This is a genomic window from Candidatus Poribacteria bacterium, assembly GCA_009839745.1.
Taxonomy (GTDB): domain Bacteria; phylum Poribacteria; class WGA-4E; order WGA-4E; family WGA-3G; genus WGA-3G.
Map to the genome: position 1 here is coordinate 84,901 of VXPE01000111.1, position 17,060 is coordinate 101,960.

Annotated in this window: 14 protein-coding genes; 6 read left to right on the forward strand and 8 right to left on the reverse strand. The window is 49.4% G+C overall.

The features are described 5' to 3' along the window. Position 1: 1 nt before the first annotated feature. From larB to F4X88_17445, 6 genes are all read right to left on the reverse strand, one after another. Positions 2–754: a nickel pincer cofactor biosynthesis protein LarB gene (gene larB / locus F4X88_17420; GenBank protein MYA58065.1), complete on the reverse strand. Its 753-nt coding sequence runs from the start codon at positions 752–754 to the stop codon at positions 2–4. Positions 755–837: 83 nt separating this feature from the next. Further along, a complete protein-coding gene (locus F4X88_17425; protein ID MYA58066.1) occupies positions 838–1,233 on the reverse strand; it encodes a YtxH domain-containing protein in 396 nt (131 codons plus the stop codon). Positions 1,234–1,458: 225 nt separating this feature from the next. After that, the gene (locus F4X88_17430; GenBank protein ID MYA58067.1) at positions 1,459–2,016 is read right to left on the reverse strand and encodes a hypothetical protein; all 558 of its coding nucleotides are present in this window, start codon (positions 2,014–2,016) and stop codon (positions 1,459–1,461) included. Positions 2,017–2,105: 89 nt separating this feature from the next. Further along, a complete protein-coding gene (gene alaS, locus F4X88_17435; protein MYA58068.1) occupies positions 2,106–4,763 on the reverse strand; it encodes an alanine--tRNA ligase in 2,658 nt (885 codons plus the stop codon). 119 nt (positions 4,764–4,882) lie between these two features. Then, positions 4,883–5,563, reverse strand: a complete 681-nt coding sequence (locus F4X88_17440; GenBank protein ID MYA58069.1) for a RecX family transcriptional regulator — start codon at positions 5,561–5,563, stop codon at positions 4,883–4,885. Between the two features lie 85 nt (positions 5,564–5,648). Then, positions 5,649–6,281 carry a ThuA domain-containing protein gene (locus tag F4X88_17445; protein MYA58070.1) on the reverse strand — a complete coding sequence of 211 codons (633 nt, stop codon included), beginning with the start codon at positions 6,279–6,281 and terminating at the stop codon, positions 5,649–5,651. Positions 6,282–6,518: 237 nt separating this feature from the next. Between F4X88_17445 and coaD the strand changes: the two genes are divergently transcribed. Beyond that, positions 6,519–7,031: a pantetheine-phosphate adenylyltransferase gene (coaD, locus tag F4X88_17450; protein MYA58071.1), complete on the forward strand. Its 513-nt coding sequence runs from the start codon at positions 6,519–6,521 to the stop codon at positions 7,029–7,031. Between the two features lie 113 nt (positions 7,032–7,144). Here the strand turns inward: coaD and F4X88_17455 are convergent, their stop codons facing one another. Then, entirely contained in the window at positions 7,145–9,478 is a 2,334-nt protein-coding gene (locus F4X88_17455) for a TonB-dependent receptor (protein MYA58072.1), read from the reverse strand. Between the two features lie 17 nt (positions 9,479–9,495). Beyond that, positions 9,496–10,143 (reverse strand): hypothetical protein, encoded by a 648-nt coding sequence (locus F4X88_17460; GenBank protein MYA58073.1) that lies wholly within the window; start codon positions 10,141–10,143, stop codon positions 9,496–9,498. 346 nt (positions 10,144–10,489) lie between these two features. Here F4X88_17460 and F4X88_17465 point away from each other — a divergent pair, with 346 nt between their 5' ends. The 5 genes from F4X88_17465 (at position 10,490) to F4X88_17485 (ending at position 16,997) form a co-directional block, all read left to right on the forward strand. Continuing rightward, a complete protein-coding gene (locus F4X88_17465) occupies positions 10,490–11,491 on the forward strand; it encodes a Gfo/Idh/MocA family oxidoreductase (protein ID MYA58074.1) in 1,002 nt (333 codons plus the stop codon). 215 nt (positions 11,492–11,706) lie between these two features. Then, a complete protein-coding gene (locus F4X88_17470; GenBank protein ID MYA58075.1) occupies positions 11,707–12,441 on the forward strand; it encodes an ABC transporter ATP-binding protein in 735 nt (244 codons plus the stop codon). Between the two features lie 100 nt (positions 12,442–12,541). Further along, entirely contained in the window at positions 12,542–13,315 is a 774-nt protein-coding gene (locus F4X88_17475) for a phytanoyl-CoA dioxygenase family protein (protein MYA58076.1), read from the forward strand. Positions 13,316–13,448: 133 nt separating this feature from the next. Further along, positions 13,449–14,459, forward strand: a complete 1,011-nt coding sequence (locus F4X88_17480) for a Gfo/Idh/MocA family oxidoreductase (GenBank protein ID MYA58077.1) — start codon at positions 13,449–13,451, stop codon at positions 14,457–14,459. Between the two features lie 42 nt (positions 14,460–14,501). Next, the gene (locus F4X88_17485; GenBank protein MYA58078.1) at positions 14,502–16,997 is read left to right on the forward strand and encodes a hypothetical protein; all 2,496 of its coding nucleotides are present in this window, start codon (positions 14,502–14,504) and stop codon (positions 16,995–16,997) included. Positions 16,998–17,060: the final 63 nt, after the last annotated feature.

Consider the following 17,060-nt stretch of genomic DNA (forward strand, 5'->3'; position numbering starts at 1 on the left):
ATTACGCGTCGAGTCGATTGATAAGGGACGCACTATAACCCGCCCCGAAACCGTTATCGATATTCACGACGGTGACCCCCGACGCACAACTGTTTAGCATCCCTAATAGGGCGGCGAGTCCACCGAAACTGGCACCGTAGCCGATACTCGTCGGGACTGCGATGACAGGGCAATCCACCAATCCACCGACAACACTCGGGAGCGCACCTTCCATCCCCGCAACGACAATAATGACCCGCGCACATAGGAGTTTCTCGTGATTGCTCATGAGTCGATGTAATCCTGCCACGCCGACATCATAAAGACGTTCCGGTTGGTTTCCCATCATCAGCGCGGTTTCGGCGGCTTCCTCGGCTACAGGCAAATCGGAGGTGCCTGCAGAAACAACAAGTATACCCGGAGCCCCTGTATCTTTTGTGGATTGTGAGACAGTGATCGTCCGCCCAAGTTCATTATAGCGTGCCATGGGTTGAACTGCTTGGACGGCTTTATACATGTCAGGTGTGGCACGCGTTGCGAGGAGGGGATGTCCTGCAGCGAGGATACGTTCGCTAATCTGCTGGACATGTTCCACTGTTTTTCCTTGACAGAAGATGACTTCAGGAAATCCAGTGCGGAGCTGCCGATGGTGATCGATCTTTGAAAATCCTAAATCTTCAAAAGGAAGGGTGCGGAGAGATTGCAAGGCATCATCCACTGCCATCTCTCCGCCTTTAACTTGTTCAAGTAGGATTCTCAACTTTGCAATTTCCATTCATCTAACGGATCACTGGACCTGTCGGTATATGGCTCAGGTCCACGATCTTTTATTTCCATCCGTATGCATTGAAAAGGCGTTTAGGCTTCCTCGGTTTCTTCGGCATCATCAACGCCCGGGATAGATCCGGCGATTTTGGATCGGACATCTGCGGAAACTTTACGTCCTGTTTCCACAGCACTTTTTACCTGTTCGCTGGCTTGGTGGATACGTTCCTTTCCACCGTCTACGATGTGGTGAACGCTTTCTTTTCCCTGTTCCACGATAGTCTGAACGCCTTGCCGCGCGCTATCACCGGTCTGGTTTGCAAATTCGACTGTCCGGTTCTTTGCTTCAATCGAAGTGTCACGAATTTTTTGTCGGGTCTCCTTGCCGGAACTCGGGGCATAGAGCAGACTGATAACCGCACCTGCCATAAAGCCGCTAACAAAGGCGAAGATCATTGCGATTCCGTTGTTCTGTCCGTTGTTACTCATTTTTTTGTCCTTTCTATTAAATTGGGATTGTTTTGGTGCAGCTCACAGATCTCCAAATTTGGAGTATTTTAAAGCAGCTTGCAAGTTTCCAAAACACGTTGTTAAAGTTTACGAAAATCAGAGTGGAAAGTTTCAATTCTCATCTTTATCTTTTCATGAGGACCTGTTGCAATTTAAATACGATGTTGCTTTTTTGTAGAAAACTGACAATTTTACCTGACTGAGTTATCCGTTAGACGCCATGGATATCGGAACGTCCTCTTCCGATTCGGAGGGTTGCGTGGCACTGAAACTATCCCATCCTGCTTTGATGCCTTGCCACAAACTTACGACATCAGCAAGGGAAACTGCTATCTGATTCCGGAAAAACGTGGCTTGTTCGATCGTCTGACCGGAAAAACCGCTCACTTTTTGAACCAATTCATCAAGTTCTTGGATGCTTTGGTTCAGGGCGCCGCTCATTTCTTGGATATTGTGCACGGTGGGTTGAATTTCGGACTCACTAATTCCTTGTAAGGAAGCGGTCAAGCCATTCAAATTTTGCAGCAGTTCCGGGAGTTCCTTGTTCACCTCTTTCACCGTCCTGTCCACGTCGGTAATCAATTCTCCGATCTCTTGATTAATGATGTTTTCTGTGGAGTTCAGCGTGTTTCGGATGCTATTTAAAGAGTTTCGGAAGCTACCGATAGCGGCACACATATACCCCGCGAGCGCTGTAAGGGCAATGAGGAAAATACCGAGACTGAATTTCCAAAAAAGTGAGGCAATCAAACTCCAATCCATGATGTCTCCTTTGTGTATTATTAGGGCACCGTTTCTCGTAAACGGCTTTTCACGCACATATCTGTCTTGCAGAAGGGGTATGTGCAAGTTTAAGCTTTAAGTTGTTGTCCGACGATGTCGCGGGTTTTCGCAATTGCTGCGTTCACCTTGCTCGGATTCTTGCCGCCACCTTGCGCGAGTTCTGGGCGACCTCCACCGCGACCGTCAGCCAGTTGGGTGAGTTCGGAGACGATTTTACCCGCATGCAAATCACGGTTCTTCACTAAATCTGCTGTTACGCCAACCACAAAAGCGACTTCGTTTCCTGACACAGCCGCAAGCGCAACAACACCGGATTCTAAACGCGTTTTAAGTTCATCGACGAGTTTCCGTAACCCGTTCCTATCGGCGTCTGTTACAAGTGATGCGACAACTCGCACATCTTCAACAAGCGTCGCACCTTCGACCAAGGTGCCGACGTTCGCAAGGGCTTGCTGGCTTTTAAGTTGTTGGATTTGTTGCGCTAAATCCCGTTGTTCCTGAAGGAGGCGTTCGATTCGTTCGGGCAGCTCAGTTTTGGGCGTTTTCAGCAGATTCGCCACGTTGGCGAGCAGCAGAGTATCTTCTTGAACCGTTGCTACCGCGGCAGTACCGGTTAGTGCCTCAACGCGTCGGACCCCTGCAGCGATACTGCTTTCGCTCATCAGTTTTACGAAACCGAGTTCACCGGTTGCGTCAACATGGGTGCCACCGCAGAGTTCAACGCTGTAATTGCCCGCTTGCACAACACGCACAATGTCGCCGTATTTGTCGCCGAAGAAGGCCAAAGCCCCTTTCGATTTCGCTTCATCTAATGACATTTCACTGATGGACAGCGCGTCATTCCCACGAATTTTTTCGTTGACGAATTCCTCAATGTCTCGTAATTGTTCTGGTGAAACAGATTCGTAGTGTGAAAAATCAAACCGCAATCTACCGGCTTCAACAAGTGAACCGGCTTGCGCAACGTGGGTCCCGAGGACCTGCCGCAGTCCACTGTGTAGAAGGTGTGTCGCTGTATGACTCACGGCGACAGCATTTCGGCGTTCACTATCTATTTCTGCTTGCACTGCGGTGTATGGTGTGATTTCACCTTCAAGCACCTTACACTTATGAACAACTAAGTCTGCTGAAGGTTTGAGCGTATCTTCTACAGCCAACTTGGCATTGCCGTTCTCAATTGTGCCGACATCGCCGACCTGTCCGCCCGATTCACCGTAAAAAGGCGTTCGGTTTAGCAGGACAAACACCCCATCTCCCTGCTGCGCGCTGGCGACTGATTCCGCGTTGGCGATTAAAGCCACGACTTCTGCATCGATGTTGTTTTGTGTGTAACCGACGAATTCTGTTTCGCCGTGCTCTTTGAGGACTTCGGCGTAAACAGAGATCTCTTCGTCTTTGGCACCACCTCTATCTTCCCATGCCGCCCGTCCACGCGCCCGTTGTCCTTCCATACTGTCTTCAAAGCCTGCCTCGTCAACCGTGAACCCACGTTCACGGGCGAGCATCTGGGTCAAATCAAGGGGAAAGCCGAAGGTGTCATACAACTCAAACGCCCGTTTTCCATCAATTTGTGTGTCGTTCTGTGCCTTGAGCGTGTCGAATGAGCGATCAAGGAGTTCCAAACCGCGTTCGATTGTTTGATGAAAACGGTGTTCCTCACCCTGAATCGTGCGAGTAATAAACTCATGACGCGGCAGCACATCAGGAAATACATCGCCAAGCAATTCGATGACGTTATCAACAAGTCGATAGATGAACGCTTCGTCCATCTCTAATTTCTTACCGTAAAGCACAGCCCGTCGCAAGATCCTGCGGATGACATACCCTCGCCCCTCGTTAGAGGGCATGACACCGTCTCCGATGGCAAAAGTCAAACACCGAATATGGTCAGCGATGACTCGGTGAGGGAGTCCACGTTCATCATCGAAATAGGCGGTGTCTGTCATATCCGCAATGGTCGCCAAAAGGGGTGTGAACAGATCCGTCTTGTAGTTTGTGTCAACACCTTGCAATATGGAGGTAATTCGTTCAAAGCCCATGCCTGTATCAACATGTGTTGCTGGCAGGGGTTCGAGCGTGCCGTCTTCGTTTCGGTTATACTGAATGAACACCAGATTCCAGAATTCTCTGAAGCGATCGCTCGTATTGGGACCCGCGTCTGGGTCGTTTACGGTTTCAGGGTAGGCTTCTACGCCCATGTCAACAAAGAGTTCGCTGCACGGACCACAGGGACCCGTCTCACCCATTTCCCAAAAGTTATCCTTATCGCAACGGCGGATACGCGAGTGTGGAAGGTCTGTCTCTTGGAGCCAGAGTTTTTCTGCTTCGTCGTCTTCAAGATAGACCGTTGCCCAGAGACGCTCTTTCGGGATCTGCCAAAGTTCGGTCACCAGTTCCCATGCGAAGGCGATGGCTTCCTGTTTGTAATAATCTCCGAATGACCAATTTCCGAGCATCTCAAAGAAAGTATGGTGACTTGGCGAGTAACCAACCTCTTCGAGATCGTTGTGTTTGCCACTGACGCGCAGACATTTTTGTGTGTCAACGGCGCGCGTGTACTTCCGCTGTCCAATACCGAGAAACACATCTTTGAATTGGTTCATACCCGCGTTCGTGAACAACAGCGTCGGGTCGTCTGCTGGTATCAAGGACGCACTCGACACGATGGTATGCCCGTGTTTGCGGAAGTATTCAAGGAAACCGGTTCTGATTTCATCTGATGTCATTTGTGGATGCTCTCCTACGTTATCCTACTCCTAATTATAGTCTATTTCTTACAGAAAAGTCAAGACAAAAACGGATACAAAGATCCGTTCGGGAAACTTTGGTATGATGTGCGGATGCGTTAAAAAATCTGCTCGAGTACATGCCGAACAATTTCCGATCCGAACCCGCGGCGCGCCAAAAATCCGTGTAATCGACGTTTAGCAACATGGATCGGCAGTCCTGTATACTGCTTCATCCGTTTTTGAGCAATCTGGAGGGCAACTTTCGCTTCGTCTTCAGTTTCTACGTTCGCTACAACCTGTTCTGCTGTCTCTTGGTCGATGCCTTTGTTGACAAGTTCTTTCTTGAGCAACATTTTTCCACGGGGATTCGATTTCTGCCTGCGGACTATCCAATTCTCTGCATACTGCCGGTCGCGAATATGTCCCGAATGAATCAACTCCTCGATCGTTGTTTCAATTGCTTTCGTTGAGAAACCTTCTCGCGCAAGTCGCTGTTCCATCTCATTTTTGGTATAAATTTTAGGCTTTCCTATAGGGCGAGAATCCTCTGAAGCGTCTACTGTAAGGGGATCTTTCTCTTCGCGGAGTAACCTGAGGGCGTAGTTCTTCGCACGCATCACTTCATCCGCTGCAATTAACTTTTCGATGATCTCAGCTTCAATTTCTAAACCGATACGTAATCCGAATTTTTCAACCAGAGATGTATGGATCACAACAAATGGAGTGTCATTCAGAAAAAGGTGTTGATGCGAAGGCAATTCAGGAACCGCCTGAATACTGGTGATTTTCTGTTTCATGTTTAATAAAAATCGTCCAGCGAAGAAGCAGGATGGCTATCCGCAATCGGAAACTTATAGTCGATAGCCGATAGCCGATAAACGTCTACGCGCCGCCGTTACTGCCTGCCCAGAGCGCACCTCGTTCCAGGAGCGTTCCGAACATCTCATGCTGACACGCCGCTGCATCATGACCCAGCGCGAGATAAAACACTTTACCTTCGCCCCAGTTCTTTGTCCATGCTACGGGTGCCGCCGCACCTTGCCATAGTGCTGACGCAAGTATGTGATTCCGAGGATCGTAATCGAGGATATACTGCTCATCCTCCACGACAAACTCGTCGAGCCCTTTTGTGATTTCATGTTCACTGTCAACGATGCTGACTTGGTAGTCGCGGTAGCGTGGGTGTGTAACGAAATAACCCCCTACCATTGAGCGGTACTCTGGACACTCACGGAACGAATCTGCTGCCGAGTGCACACCGACGTAGCCTTTACCGGAAGCGATGTGGTTGAGTAAACCATTCTTCTGTGCATCCGAAATCTCACCTATTGTGTAATAGAAAACAATGAGATCGTATGGATCTAAATTCGGTGAAACGAGAGCATCCAAATCTTCCTCGACTCGGGTAATCTCAAATTCATCTCGTTGTGAGAGAACCTTCACAATTTCATCACTACAGCCTTTCCAGTCATGGATGGCGCCGCCTGCAAAGACGAGTGTGTTAATTTTTGCCATTATTTAGCCTCCTTGCTATGTAATGGTGCTATTATATCACGCGCGCAAAAATGCAAGCAACTTTTTTTGATTTTTGCTAAAAACAGGAGGACTTGCTTTACGCAGACATTTGTGATAAAATTTGAAACAGTTTTTACTTCAGTATAGTATCCAAAACCCGTAGCCTGCAACACCGGCGCAGGCGGGTCTACGGAGAGGCACTTCATGCATCAAACCCATCTGACTGAACCGCAAGGAATACTTAAAAAGATCGCCATCTTTCCCGCAAGTTTCGACCCCGTCACGAATGGACACGTCGACCTCATTGATCGCATTTGCAACCTCGGTATCTTTGATGAACTGGTTGTTGCGATTGGTGTGAATCCTGCCAAACCGGCGCGCTTCACGCTTGAGGAACGCACCCAAATGCTTGAGACTGTCATTGAGCCGTATCCGCAAGCCACGATTGATGGGTATACTGGGTTAACTGTGCATTACGCACAGACACGCGGCGCATGCGCGATTGTTCGTGGACTGCGCGAAATCTCCGATTTTGAGTGGGAGTTCAAGATGGCGCGGATGAATCAACAGATCGCTCCAGACATTGATACCCTCTTTATGATGGCAAACACGCAATATGCGCATATCAGTTCGACGCTCGTGATGGAGGTTGTGCAGATGGCGCAGCGGAAGGTGAGTGAGGAGAAATTGCGGGAGATGGTACCGGCAGTTGTGGTCGAATTTATCAAAAAGAAATTTGATGTGCTATAAATAATTGCCAGTCGTCAGTAAAGAGGTTACCAATTATCCACAGCTTGAAATACTCCTGGGGCTTGAATTGTTACCGAAAAACCTCTTAACTGACGACTGATAACTGACAACTATTAAAACCGATTATCCAGACTCAGGCTCACGTTGAAGCCTGGGGCGTTTACACCCGTGCCGTGTGGCCGATACCGTTGATCAAGCAGGTTTTCGAGTGATAATGTCACGTGTGTGTAATCGAAGAGTTGAAACCCTCCGCGAACATTAAGGGTCCACCATCCTGGGGTCCCAGCATCCACTGCATAGCCGTTGGAATCGAATTCAACTTCGGCGGGATCGCGTGTTTTTCCGGGCATCCGGGGGTCGCGGATATCACTGCGGTTCAGTCGCCCCTGTTCTGCTGCGGCGCGCACATAAAAGGTCGCCCAATACTCTGTATTTAACGGTTCCCACTGGACCCCAACGATGCCGTTCAATGGAGGTTCCCTACGGACACGTGCTTCCCACGGCTTCTTCGGATCTGGTGTTTTGCCGCCAATTTTAAGGACTTCTCCACGTATCAATGCCCCATTGCCGTAGACCGACCAGACAGGATTGATCGGAACCAACCCAGCTAATTCAACGCCTTGGAACTCTGCCTCATCGACATTATCAAACACGAGTACGTCAATACCCTCATATTCTTTGATGAGGTCTTGATGGAGTTGCGGGAGTGTTTCACCTGTATATGCCTCTTGCACAGGTTTACGTGCCACTAAACCGCTAATCCGACTGTGGAAGAGTGTGAGAGTGCCATGGAAGTAGGCGTGCTTCGCCTTGAGACCGCTCTCAACTGTCCACGAAGTTTCCGGTCCAAGATCCGGACTCGGTGCAGTGACACCTTCATTGGTCACTTCCACCGCCGTTGTATCGTTCAACGAGGGGGCACGAAATGCTGTTCCAAAGTTGCTTACAAAGTTCAGGTGCTCTGTCAAACTCACCACGACGCCAGCACTTCCTGTTAGGCTGCTGTCGAATACATTGAACGCATCAAAAGCGTTATCTCGGACAGACAGATCTGCATGGGTCTGATAAAACGTAGCGCGTCCACCGAGGGTAAGTTCAACACGATCATGGACCGTAATTTCATCTTGCAAATACAGACTCGCATCCCAGAACTGAGAACCGTTGATGAAACGTCCAACGTCTTCATTAATATCTTCTTTTCCGGTCTTAAGATCGGTATTAACGGTCCGACTCTGGATCATGTCCAAGTAGAATTCACCGCCACCGACCAAGCGTTGTCGAGAAAGGATGGAGCTAACCGCTTGCGCGCTTAAGCCGATGGTGTTCACAGTATCATATCGATGTCGTCGAGATGTCGCATCGAGTTTCACTTCGTTGCGCCCCTCTTTTTGGCGATGATAAGAGGCTGTCAGACGGAACGAGTCGATGCCTCCTTCTACTGGAGTTACGAAGTAATTAGCATAGACGAGATTCCGGTTTTGCGGTTCAAAAAAGAATTCATCAAATTCCTGTGGTGCGATTTTATCATACCGCGGGGTTTGCGGTTGTCGCCACATCTGATAGGCGATATTGATAGTGCTGGTGTCGTTGAGTTGATAACCCAATTTTGCATTGGCATCGTAGGCTTTCCAACCCAGTGGACCTTCGGTGTCGATGAGCCATCTCTCAGGGATATTGTCTTTTGACAACTGATTGATCTCATCATAGTTATAGAGTTTTACGCCGCTTGGCATTTCGTTTACGATTTCAAACTTCCGGTTTTTGTAGTGGAGATCGTAACCGTTACCGGAGTTCATATCTCCATAGAATCGTGCACCACCGCCAGCGATGAATCCGAATCTACCCTTATTTCCTGTTACCTCCAACCGACCGAGTCGTTCTTGTGTGGCTGTCGTGTACCGAGCAAGGAGTCGTGGATGTATCTTCCAGGTTTGCTGCGCTGGATTAAGCGGGATCGCTTTCGTAAAGAAACTCACGACCCCCCCCATAGCACCGCTTCCGTATAACATCGAGCTTGAACCAAGTAGCACTTCTGCCCGATCTAACATCTCTGGTCCGATGGTTGCCGTGTATTGGTTTGGTCCCGAACGAAATGTTGAATTATTCAGACGCACCCAATCGACCTGTATCAACGTCTGGTAGCCAGTTAAGCCTCGGAGTAATGGAGAACCTTGTCCGACTGTCGTTTGCTGTGCGCTAACGCCGACGGCATCACGAAGTAGATTGGACGCGTGCTCGGCATTGGTCCGTTCCAATTGTTTGAGGTTAAGAACGGTGATAGCGTTAGGCGTTTTGAAAGGCTCTTTTTCGGCGCGCGTTGCTGTTACCGTGACCTCCTCTACTTCTACAACATCTTCGGTGCACTCTTTTTCCGCCTGCACGTTCGGAATCCAGCTCAGTAATAGACTTAGGGTTATAAAAAGAATAAGGTAGAGCGGTTTTTGCATGGTAGATTTCCTCCTATTTAGTCGTCCTCGTCGTCCTTATCATTGTCGTCATCACGATCATCGTCCTCCTCATCCTCGTTGTCGTCCTCGTCGTCCTCATCATCGTGATCATCATCGTCCTCATCATCCTCGTTGTCGTCTTCGTCGTCCTCATCATCGTCGTCATCCTCACGATCATCGTCATCAATTAATGTGTTCTGTTCTATCGGTTGAACAGGTTGCCCCAGCTGCCCGTCCATTGCCCCTTCATTAATCCAATCAATGAAGAGTTGAATTTGTGCATCAGTCAGCGGAGGACCACCCGGTGGCATTCTTCCAGAGACGATTTCTTCGATAATATCGCTCTCGTCGGGGTTCCCTGGGATAACGACGGGGCCATCTTCTCCACCTTTTTTCAGAGTTTGATATGTGCTGAAGTCTAAATTGTCTGGTCCCCCAGCGACATGGCATCCAGCGAAAGCGCATCTTGCTGTGAGAATCGGTAAGATATCGTTCTGAAAAGAAACACTGGTGACCGCAGATGAGGCAGCTAAGGTAGGAGTTCTGGGACCGGTAACGTCTTCCAATATCTTGGAGGGATTAACACTGTCACACCCAAATATGGAAAATAGAGAACAAGCTGCGAATAGTAAAAATAAAAAGAACCTTTGTGTATTGATAAACATGGTAACTCCTTTTTGATTTTATAACGTGAGCTGCTGTTTGATACAATCAGATTAGCAAATTGTGTGCCACCGCGAATTGGAGTAGAAATGGTGAATTTGGGCACGTTTTCTGCCATAATTTGTGCAATAGTGTTCATTTATTAAACACTTTATTAATTTTCTTCAGCGACTGTGCAAGCGGATTTAAGAGACGCCCTCAAGAATTTTAACGCATGTTGTTTCTCTGCGAAGTAAAATTAAAAACTTGAATTTTTGTTGCAGGTTGTGATAGGCTAAATCGCAAACGATAACAGCGTCAGAACTATGAATAGAGTGGAGGACAGCCCAAGAGGCAATAAATTAAAATATGTCAAAACAGAAATTGAATTTTGCGTTCATCGGGTGTGGCGGCAATGCACGTGGACACGGACGCAGTGTCTCAAGTGTTGAAGATGTGGAGATTGTCGCGCTCGCCGATCCAAGTGAAGCTTCGCTTGAGGCGTTCAAAGAGACCGTCGGTTTAGACGAGTCCCTGCCGACTTACGCAGACCACGTTGAGATGTTAGATGCCGTCAAACCGGATGCTGTGGTTATTAGTTCACCGCACGGTCTCCATTTCCAGCATATTATGGACGCACTTGATAGAGGGTGTCATGTCCACACCGAGAAACCGATGGTTTGCACGGTGGATCATGCCAAGCAGGTGATCGCGAAGATAGAAGAGACCGGTTTGCACCTGATGATAGGTTACCAACGGCATTTGAGTCCTACGTATCAATACTGTCGCCAAGTCGTCCAAAGTGGTGAACTCGGACGCGTTAACTTCGTCGCCGCACATCAGTCACAGAACTGGTATCGGAATCAGCAGGGCAAATGGCGGCAAGACCCGTTCCTCGGTGGAGGTGGACAACTGAACGACTCAGGGAGTCACTTGATTGATATTCTCCTCTGGGTATTGGAAGCGAGTCCCGATACTGTCTTCGCGATGATAGACAACTTAGACATTGAGGTGGATGTGCTCACTGCGATGTCCATTAAGTTCGATACGGGTGCCTTGTGCAATATCAGCATTGTCGGACACGCGTATGGGGGCGTTCGAGAAGCTTTTTCCGTCTGGTTAGAGGAGGGCGCGCTCCATCTCCGAGAGGGGCAACTCTATCGTCAAGAAGGGGATGGGACACCAGAACTTGTTGACACATCTGAAATGCCGGAACAAGCCAACAAGGATGTCGCTTTTATTGAACTCATCCGGGGTGAACGGACGGAGAATCCGATCGGTGTTGAAAACGGGTTGCGCGTCATCCAATTGACCGAAGCCGCGTGGCAATCCGCTGAACTCGGCACACCCGTCAAGGTCGATCTGAGTTGAGTGTTTCGGTCAGTCCGGTTTTCTGTTTTTCTAATTTTGCTTGCGGAGTCAAACGTTTGGAGATCCAGCAGTTGTTCTATTGGATCAGCCGTCAATGTTATTAACTGCTATGATCTTTGGTCAAAATTGTAGTCCCAAGCATCGCGCCGGGACGGATATACGGAAAGCAGTGCTCAGATGAAAGTATCCTAACCGAACCGCAAGGTAAATTAAAGATGCTTGAGATCCAAAATCTGTCCAAATCCTTTGACAAGAAATCCATTCTGACGGAACTTACATTCCAAGTGGCAGCTGGGGAATGCCTCGTTCTAATCGGTAAGAATGGTTCAGGGAAAACGCTCCTACTCAACATTTTGGCAACCTTAGTCGAACCGACATCAGGGACCGTTTCTATTGATGGAATTGATGCATTTGCGAACCTAAAACAGGTGCGTCCAAGCATCGGGTATATCCCGGTCGCGTTTGAAGGGTATCCTGAATCGTCCGTTGTAAATTACCTCAATTTTTTTGCCGCTGCATACAAATTGGAGAGACGGGAGCGTGTGGATGCAATCGATACAGTTCTCGAATTGATGGACATCCAGCATCTCCATGAGGTTAAAGTTGGTACGCTATCGACAGGAGAACGGCAACGGCTTTTATTCGCCAAAACCTTTTTACATGAACCACAGTTATGGTTGTTGGATGAGCCGCTCACACCGCTTGATCCGGGTGGACAGGTCGAGATGACCGAGTTTCTCGGTGAACTCCAAGCGATGGGAAAAACTGTCATCGTTGCTACCAATCGTCTTGAGGATGTCCGTCGGTTGTGTGGTTCTGACTCGCACGTCGAAAACCTCGTCGGAATTCTGGACAAGGGTCAATTTGCTGTTTTTGATACCTTTAGCAAGTTGCAGCAGGAGGGCACAGAAGTAGATAGCGAGGAGAGCTTTTTAACGATGTACTTTTGAATAGAGATAAAAAACTTTCATAACCTGAAACAGGTTGTTGACCAATTTTAGATTCGGGGTGGACTAACGGACCCCCCGCTCAGGAGCAATAGTTAAAAAAATGTCAGATATCGGAAAATCCTTTCAGGAGAACGGATACTATTTCGCCAAAGGGGTCTATTCCTCTCAAGAAATCAATGCGATGGAAAGTGACTTCGATCGGGTCGTGGATCAACTCCTCAAAAGCGATGAGAACGTCAACGCACGTTGGGGCGGTAGATTGATGGATGCCCTTGATGGCGGTGAATCTGTTATCATCCATACCCACAATATCCAGAGTTTCTCTGGGATCTGGTTGCAGGCGTTCATGCAGGAGAAGTTTCTTGATGTTACCGAAGCCATTCTCGGACCCGATATTATGCTTCACCACTCCAAACTCTTCTGCAAACCCCCGGAGCAGGGTGCTCCCTTCCCGATGCATCAAGATTGGCAGTATTTTCCCTCCGTCAAAGACACGATGATAGCTGCCATCATCTACGTTTCAGAGGCTACGGATGAAATGGGGTGTGTCCGCGTCTATCCGGGGTCCCACAAAGAGTTGGGACGCACAGATGGCATGATGGGCAGCGGACAGAACGCTGAAGTTACAGAACGATACCCTATCGAGAACGCAACCGTTTTAGAGGCGGAACCCGGAGACGTGCTTTTCTTTAGTTACTTTACCCTGCACGGCTCGATGCCAAACCGCTCAAACCAGACGAGAAAGAGCGTTCTCGTTCAAATGCTTGCCGGTGACGATGAGATCGAATCCGAGAATCGCCACACCGATGTCCAATTGGTACTCCGTGGTTGGAACCATCTCGCCACCCGCTCTTCTGTTGGTAGGATTAGATAACAATTAAGAGGATAAGAGGAATTATGTGTGGGGTGCCTATCTTTCGCGTACAGCGGTTCAAACCCAGCACAGAATTAACCAGAAACCTGCCCGAAACGAAGTGGAGGGCAGTTCAGGAGGCCATAAATTAAAAATGATTAGAGTCGCAAAGATTAGTATGGCGCATGTCCACGCTGGTGGCTATGCCCGAAAAATTAACGAAAACCCTGAAACCGAACTCGTTGCCGTCTGGGACGAAGAGGACTTTGACCATGGTGGGGGTGGAAGAGAGGCCGCTGAGCAATACGAAGTTCCCTTCTATACGGATCTCGATGAAGTCCTCAGCCGCGACGATGTAGACGCAGTCGCCGTTGACGCAATCACGTCCGACCACCCGCGGGTAATGATCGCTGCTGCTGAAGCAGGGAAACATATCTTCACCGAAAAGGCACTCGCAATTACTGTTGCGGAATGCGATCCAATTATTGATGCCGTCGAGAAGGCGGGTGTGAAGTTCATGATTTCACTCCCTTCCCGGGCTAACCCTGAAATTCTGTTTGCGAAAAAGGCAATTGACGATGGACTCCTCGGCGACATCACGTTCGGTAGAGGACGGATTGCGCATTCTGCCGCATTGGATAGCTGGTTCAGTGGAACAAGTGCTTGGTTCGCAGATCCAGAACGCGCCGGTGGTGGTGCCCTCTTCGATTTAGGGTGTCACCGTGTCGATGTTATCCGGTGGTTGATGGGTGAGCCGAAGAGTGCTATCGCCAAGATTAACAACTTCACTGGCAACTTCCCGATCGATGACAATAGTGTTTCCGTTGTTGAGTTTGCGAACAAGGCACTCGGGGTGATTGACGTTGCGTGGACGCAACGCTCCGGTCCAAATATGCTTGAAATCTACGGCACAGAAGGTTCGTTTGCCGCGGGACATGATGGCGAGATGCATTTTGAAACCCGCAAACTCTCTGATGAGGAGAAAGCGGAATACATCGCTAATGCCCCCGCAGCACCGCCTGAACCGATACAACAGTGGATTAACGCTATTCTTCGCGATGAACCGGTGACGATTACCATCCAAGATGGACGGAACCTCACTGAACTCATGCAAGCGTTCTATATGTCCTCTGAACAGGGACAGTCAATTGATTTTCCTCTATAGACATGTCGCCCCGCTGGGGCTTTAAAAGGAAGATTAGAAAACATGAGAGACTACCAATCTATTTCACTTTCCGCTTTGTGCAATGTCGGCACAGAGATTCTCGGCGAGAACGCAACGCCCACCCTCGGAGCACAGACGTTCCACGGACTTCCTTTCGACATCGCGGAAGACACAACCTGTTTCTTGGGTTTCGGTGAGGACGTTAACACTGACGCTATCCAAGTTCCTGTCGGTGCAAGCCCGAAGCGAGTGATCTTTGTGCATCGGCTGCTTGAGTCACGCATCCCTGAAGGCGAACCGATCGGCAGACTGATTGCTAATTATGTTTTCCATTACACCGATGGTGAATCGGTGAGCGTGCCGATTCGTGAACGCTTCGAGATCGGCAGTGTGCCACAGGGATGGGGACAACAGACGTTTCTTGCTATACCTGACCGACAGGAGAGTTTATCGCCACGACACGAGGGACCTTGGGGATCCGCTGGCAACCGACAAACCGAAGTCAGCCAAGGGACACCGCGCGACTACTATTTATGGATATGGAAGAATCCGAGAGATGGCGTCGAAGTTGCGTCAATTGAAATACAACCGCAAGAGCGGCGTTTTATCGTTGCAGCAGTTACGCTCGGTTACCTTGACGAAGACCCGATTCCACGTCGTCCCCGCCGCGAAGTCAAAATCACGCTGCCTCGATCTGAGGATGCCGACAAACCCTTTGATATGGAAGTCAATGTTGACCGTGGCGTTGCGACCTACCCTTACCCATTACCGGAAAATGCGCCCGATGCCTTTATCGACGACGATTTCAAAGGCTGGGGAGAATCCCAAAACAACAAAAGCAGCCCTGCTTACGTTGAAGTATCCGCCACTCCGTCCGCAAGCGTTGAAGTCAAAAATCAAGGTGAAACGCTTGGCACTGTCAAGTGGGGGGAAGTCGAAGAAAAGGGGATCGTTCAACCCAATGAACGGGTTAAGGTGGAGGTCATCGACGCCGGCAGAAACTGGGTGCATACCACAGTCATTGACGAGGATACAAACAAACCGGTTCCCTGTCGCATCCATTTCCGTTCCCCACACGGAGTGCCGTATGCGCCACACGGACACCATGCCCACGTCAATTCGAATATGGGGACATGGCACGTAGATGTCGGTGGTGATGTCCGGTTAGGACAGATCAGTTATGCCTACATTGACGGAACGTGTCAGGGGTGGCTACCGCGCGGGGACGTTATCGTTGATGTCGCTCGCGGCTTTGAATATACTCCCTTGCGAACTACTGTCAACATAAAACCCGGACAGCGCGAGTTGACGCTTCGGTTAAAACGGTGGTGTGATATGAACGCCGAACGTTATTTCAGCGGCGATACGCACGTCCATTTCCTGTCTACGCAGGGGGCGCATACCGAAGCACAAGGCGAAGATTTGGGGGTTGTCAACCTTCTCCTTTCGCAGTGGGGACATCTCTTTACGAATACAGAGGAATTCATCGGAAGACCCACAACCTCTGCTGATGGAAGGAGCATTGTCTATGCGACGCAGGAAAATCGCCAGCATCTCCTCGGTCATCTCACACTCCTCGGTTTAAAGCAACAGGTCGCACCGTGGTGTTCAGACGGTCCTGGGGAAGCAGAACTCGGCGGAAATATGGAGGTCACGCTTTCGCACTGGGCAGATGCGTGCCACGCCCAGGGCGGCACCGTTGTGTTGCCACACATTCCAAATCCGAATTGTGAACCCGCGACACTCATTGCTACCGGACGCGTTGATGCTGTAGAGTACCTCACCAACGCGATGTATGGACACCTTGAATACTATCGTTATCTCAACTGTGGCTATAAATTGCCGCTCGTTGGTGGGACAGATAAGATGAGTAGCGATGTGCCGGTAGGTGTTTATCGCACTTATGTCCACATCCCTGACGACGAGGAATTCAATTACGATAACTGGTGCAAATACATGAGTGCCGGAAATACGTTCCTCAGTGGGGGTCCCATGATCCGTCTAACCGTCGATGGGCAACCGATCGGTAGCACGATTAACCTGCCCGGTAACGGCGGCACGGTTGAGGTCGAAGCCTCCGCGGATTCCATCTTCCCGATCCATACCTTGCAGATTCTTCAGGCGGGACGTGTCGTCGCTTCGACTGAGGACAAAGATGGCAAAGCGCATCTACATCTGAAGGCGAATCTGAAAGTGGACAAACACTCTTGGATCGCGGCGAGATGCGGTGGACCGAACTACGCACAAGCCGTTCCACACTACGACGGATGGGGACGCGGCATCATCGCCCACACCTCTCCAATCTACATCGCAGTCGGCGGTGAGTGGTGGATGTTTGACCCGGAGACTGCAAACTATATGTTGACTTTGATTGAAGGTGGGTTGTCCTATATTCAAGAGACAGCGCGGCACCATGAACCCGGCACCGTGACACACCATCACGGCGAGGATGACCATCAGGAATTTCTCTCTCGTCCCTTCCAAGAGGCACGAGAGGCGATTCACCGCCGAATGCATCAATTGGGAATTCCACATTAAAGGAGTACTCTAACGTGAGTTTGAAAAAAGTTTAGTCTTTAGAAAAGCACGGGTAAATCGGTG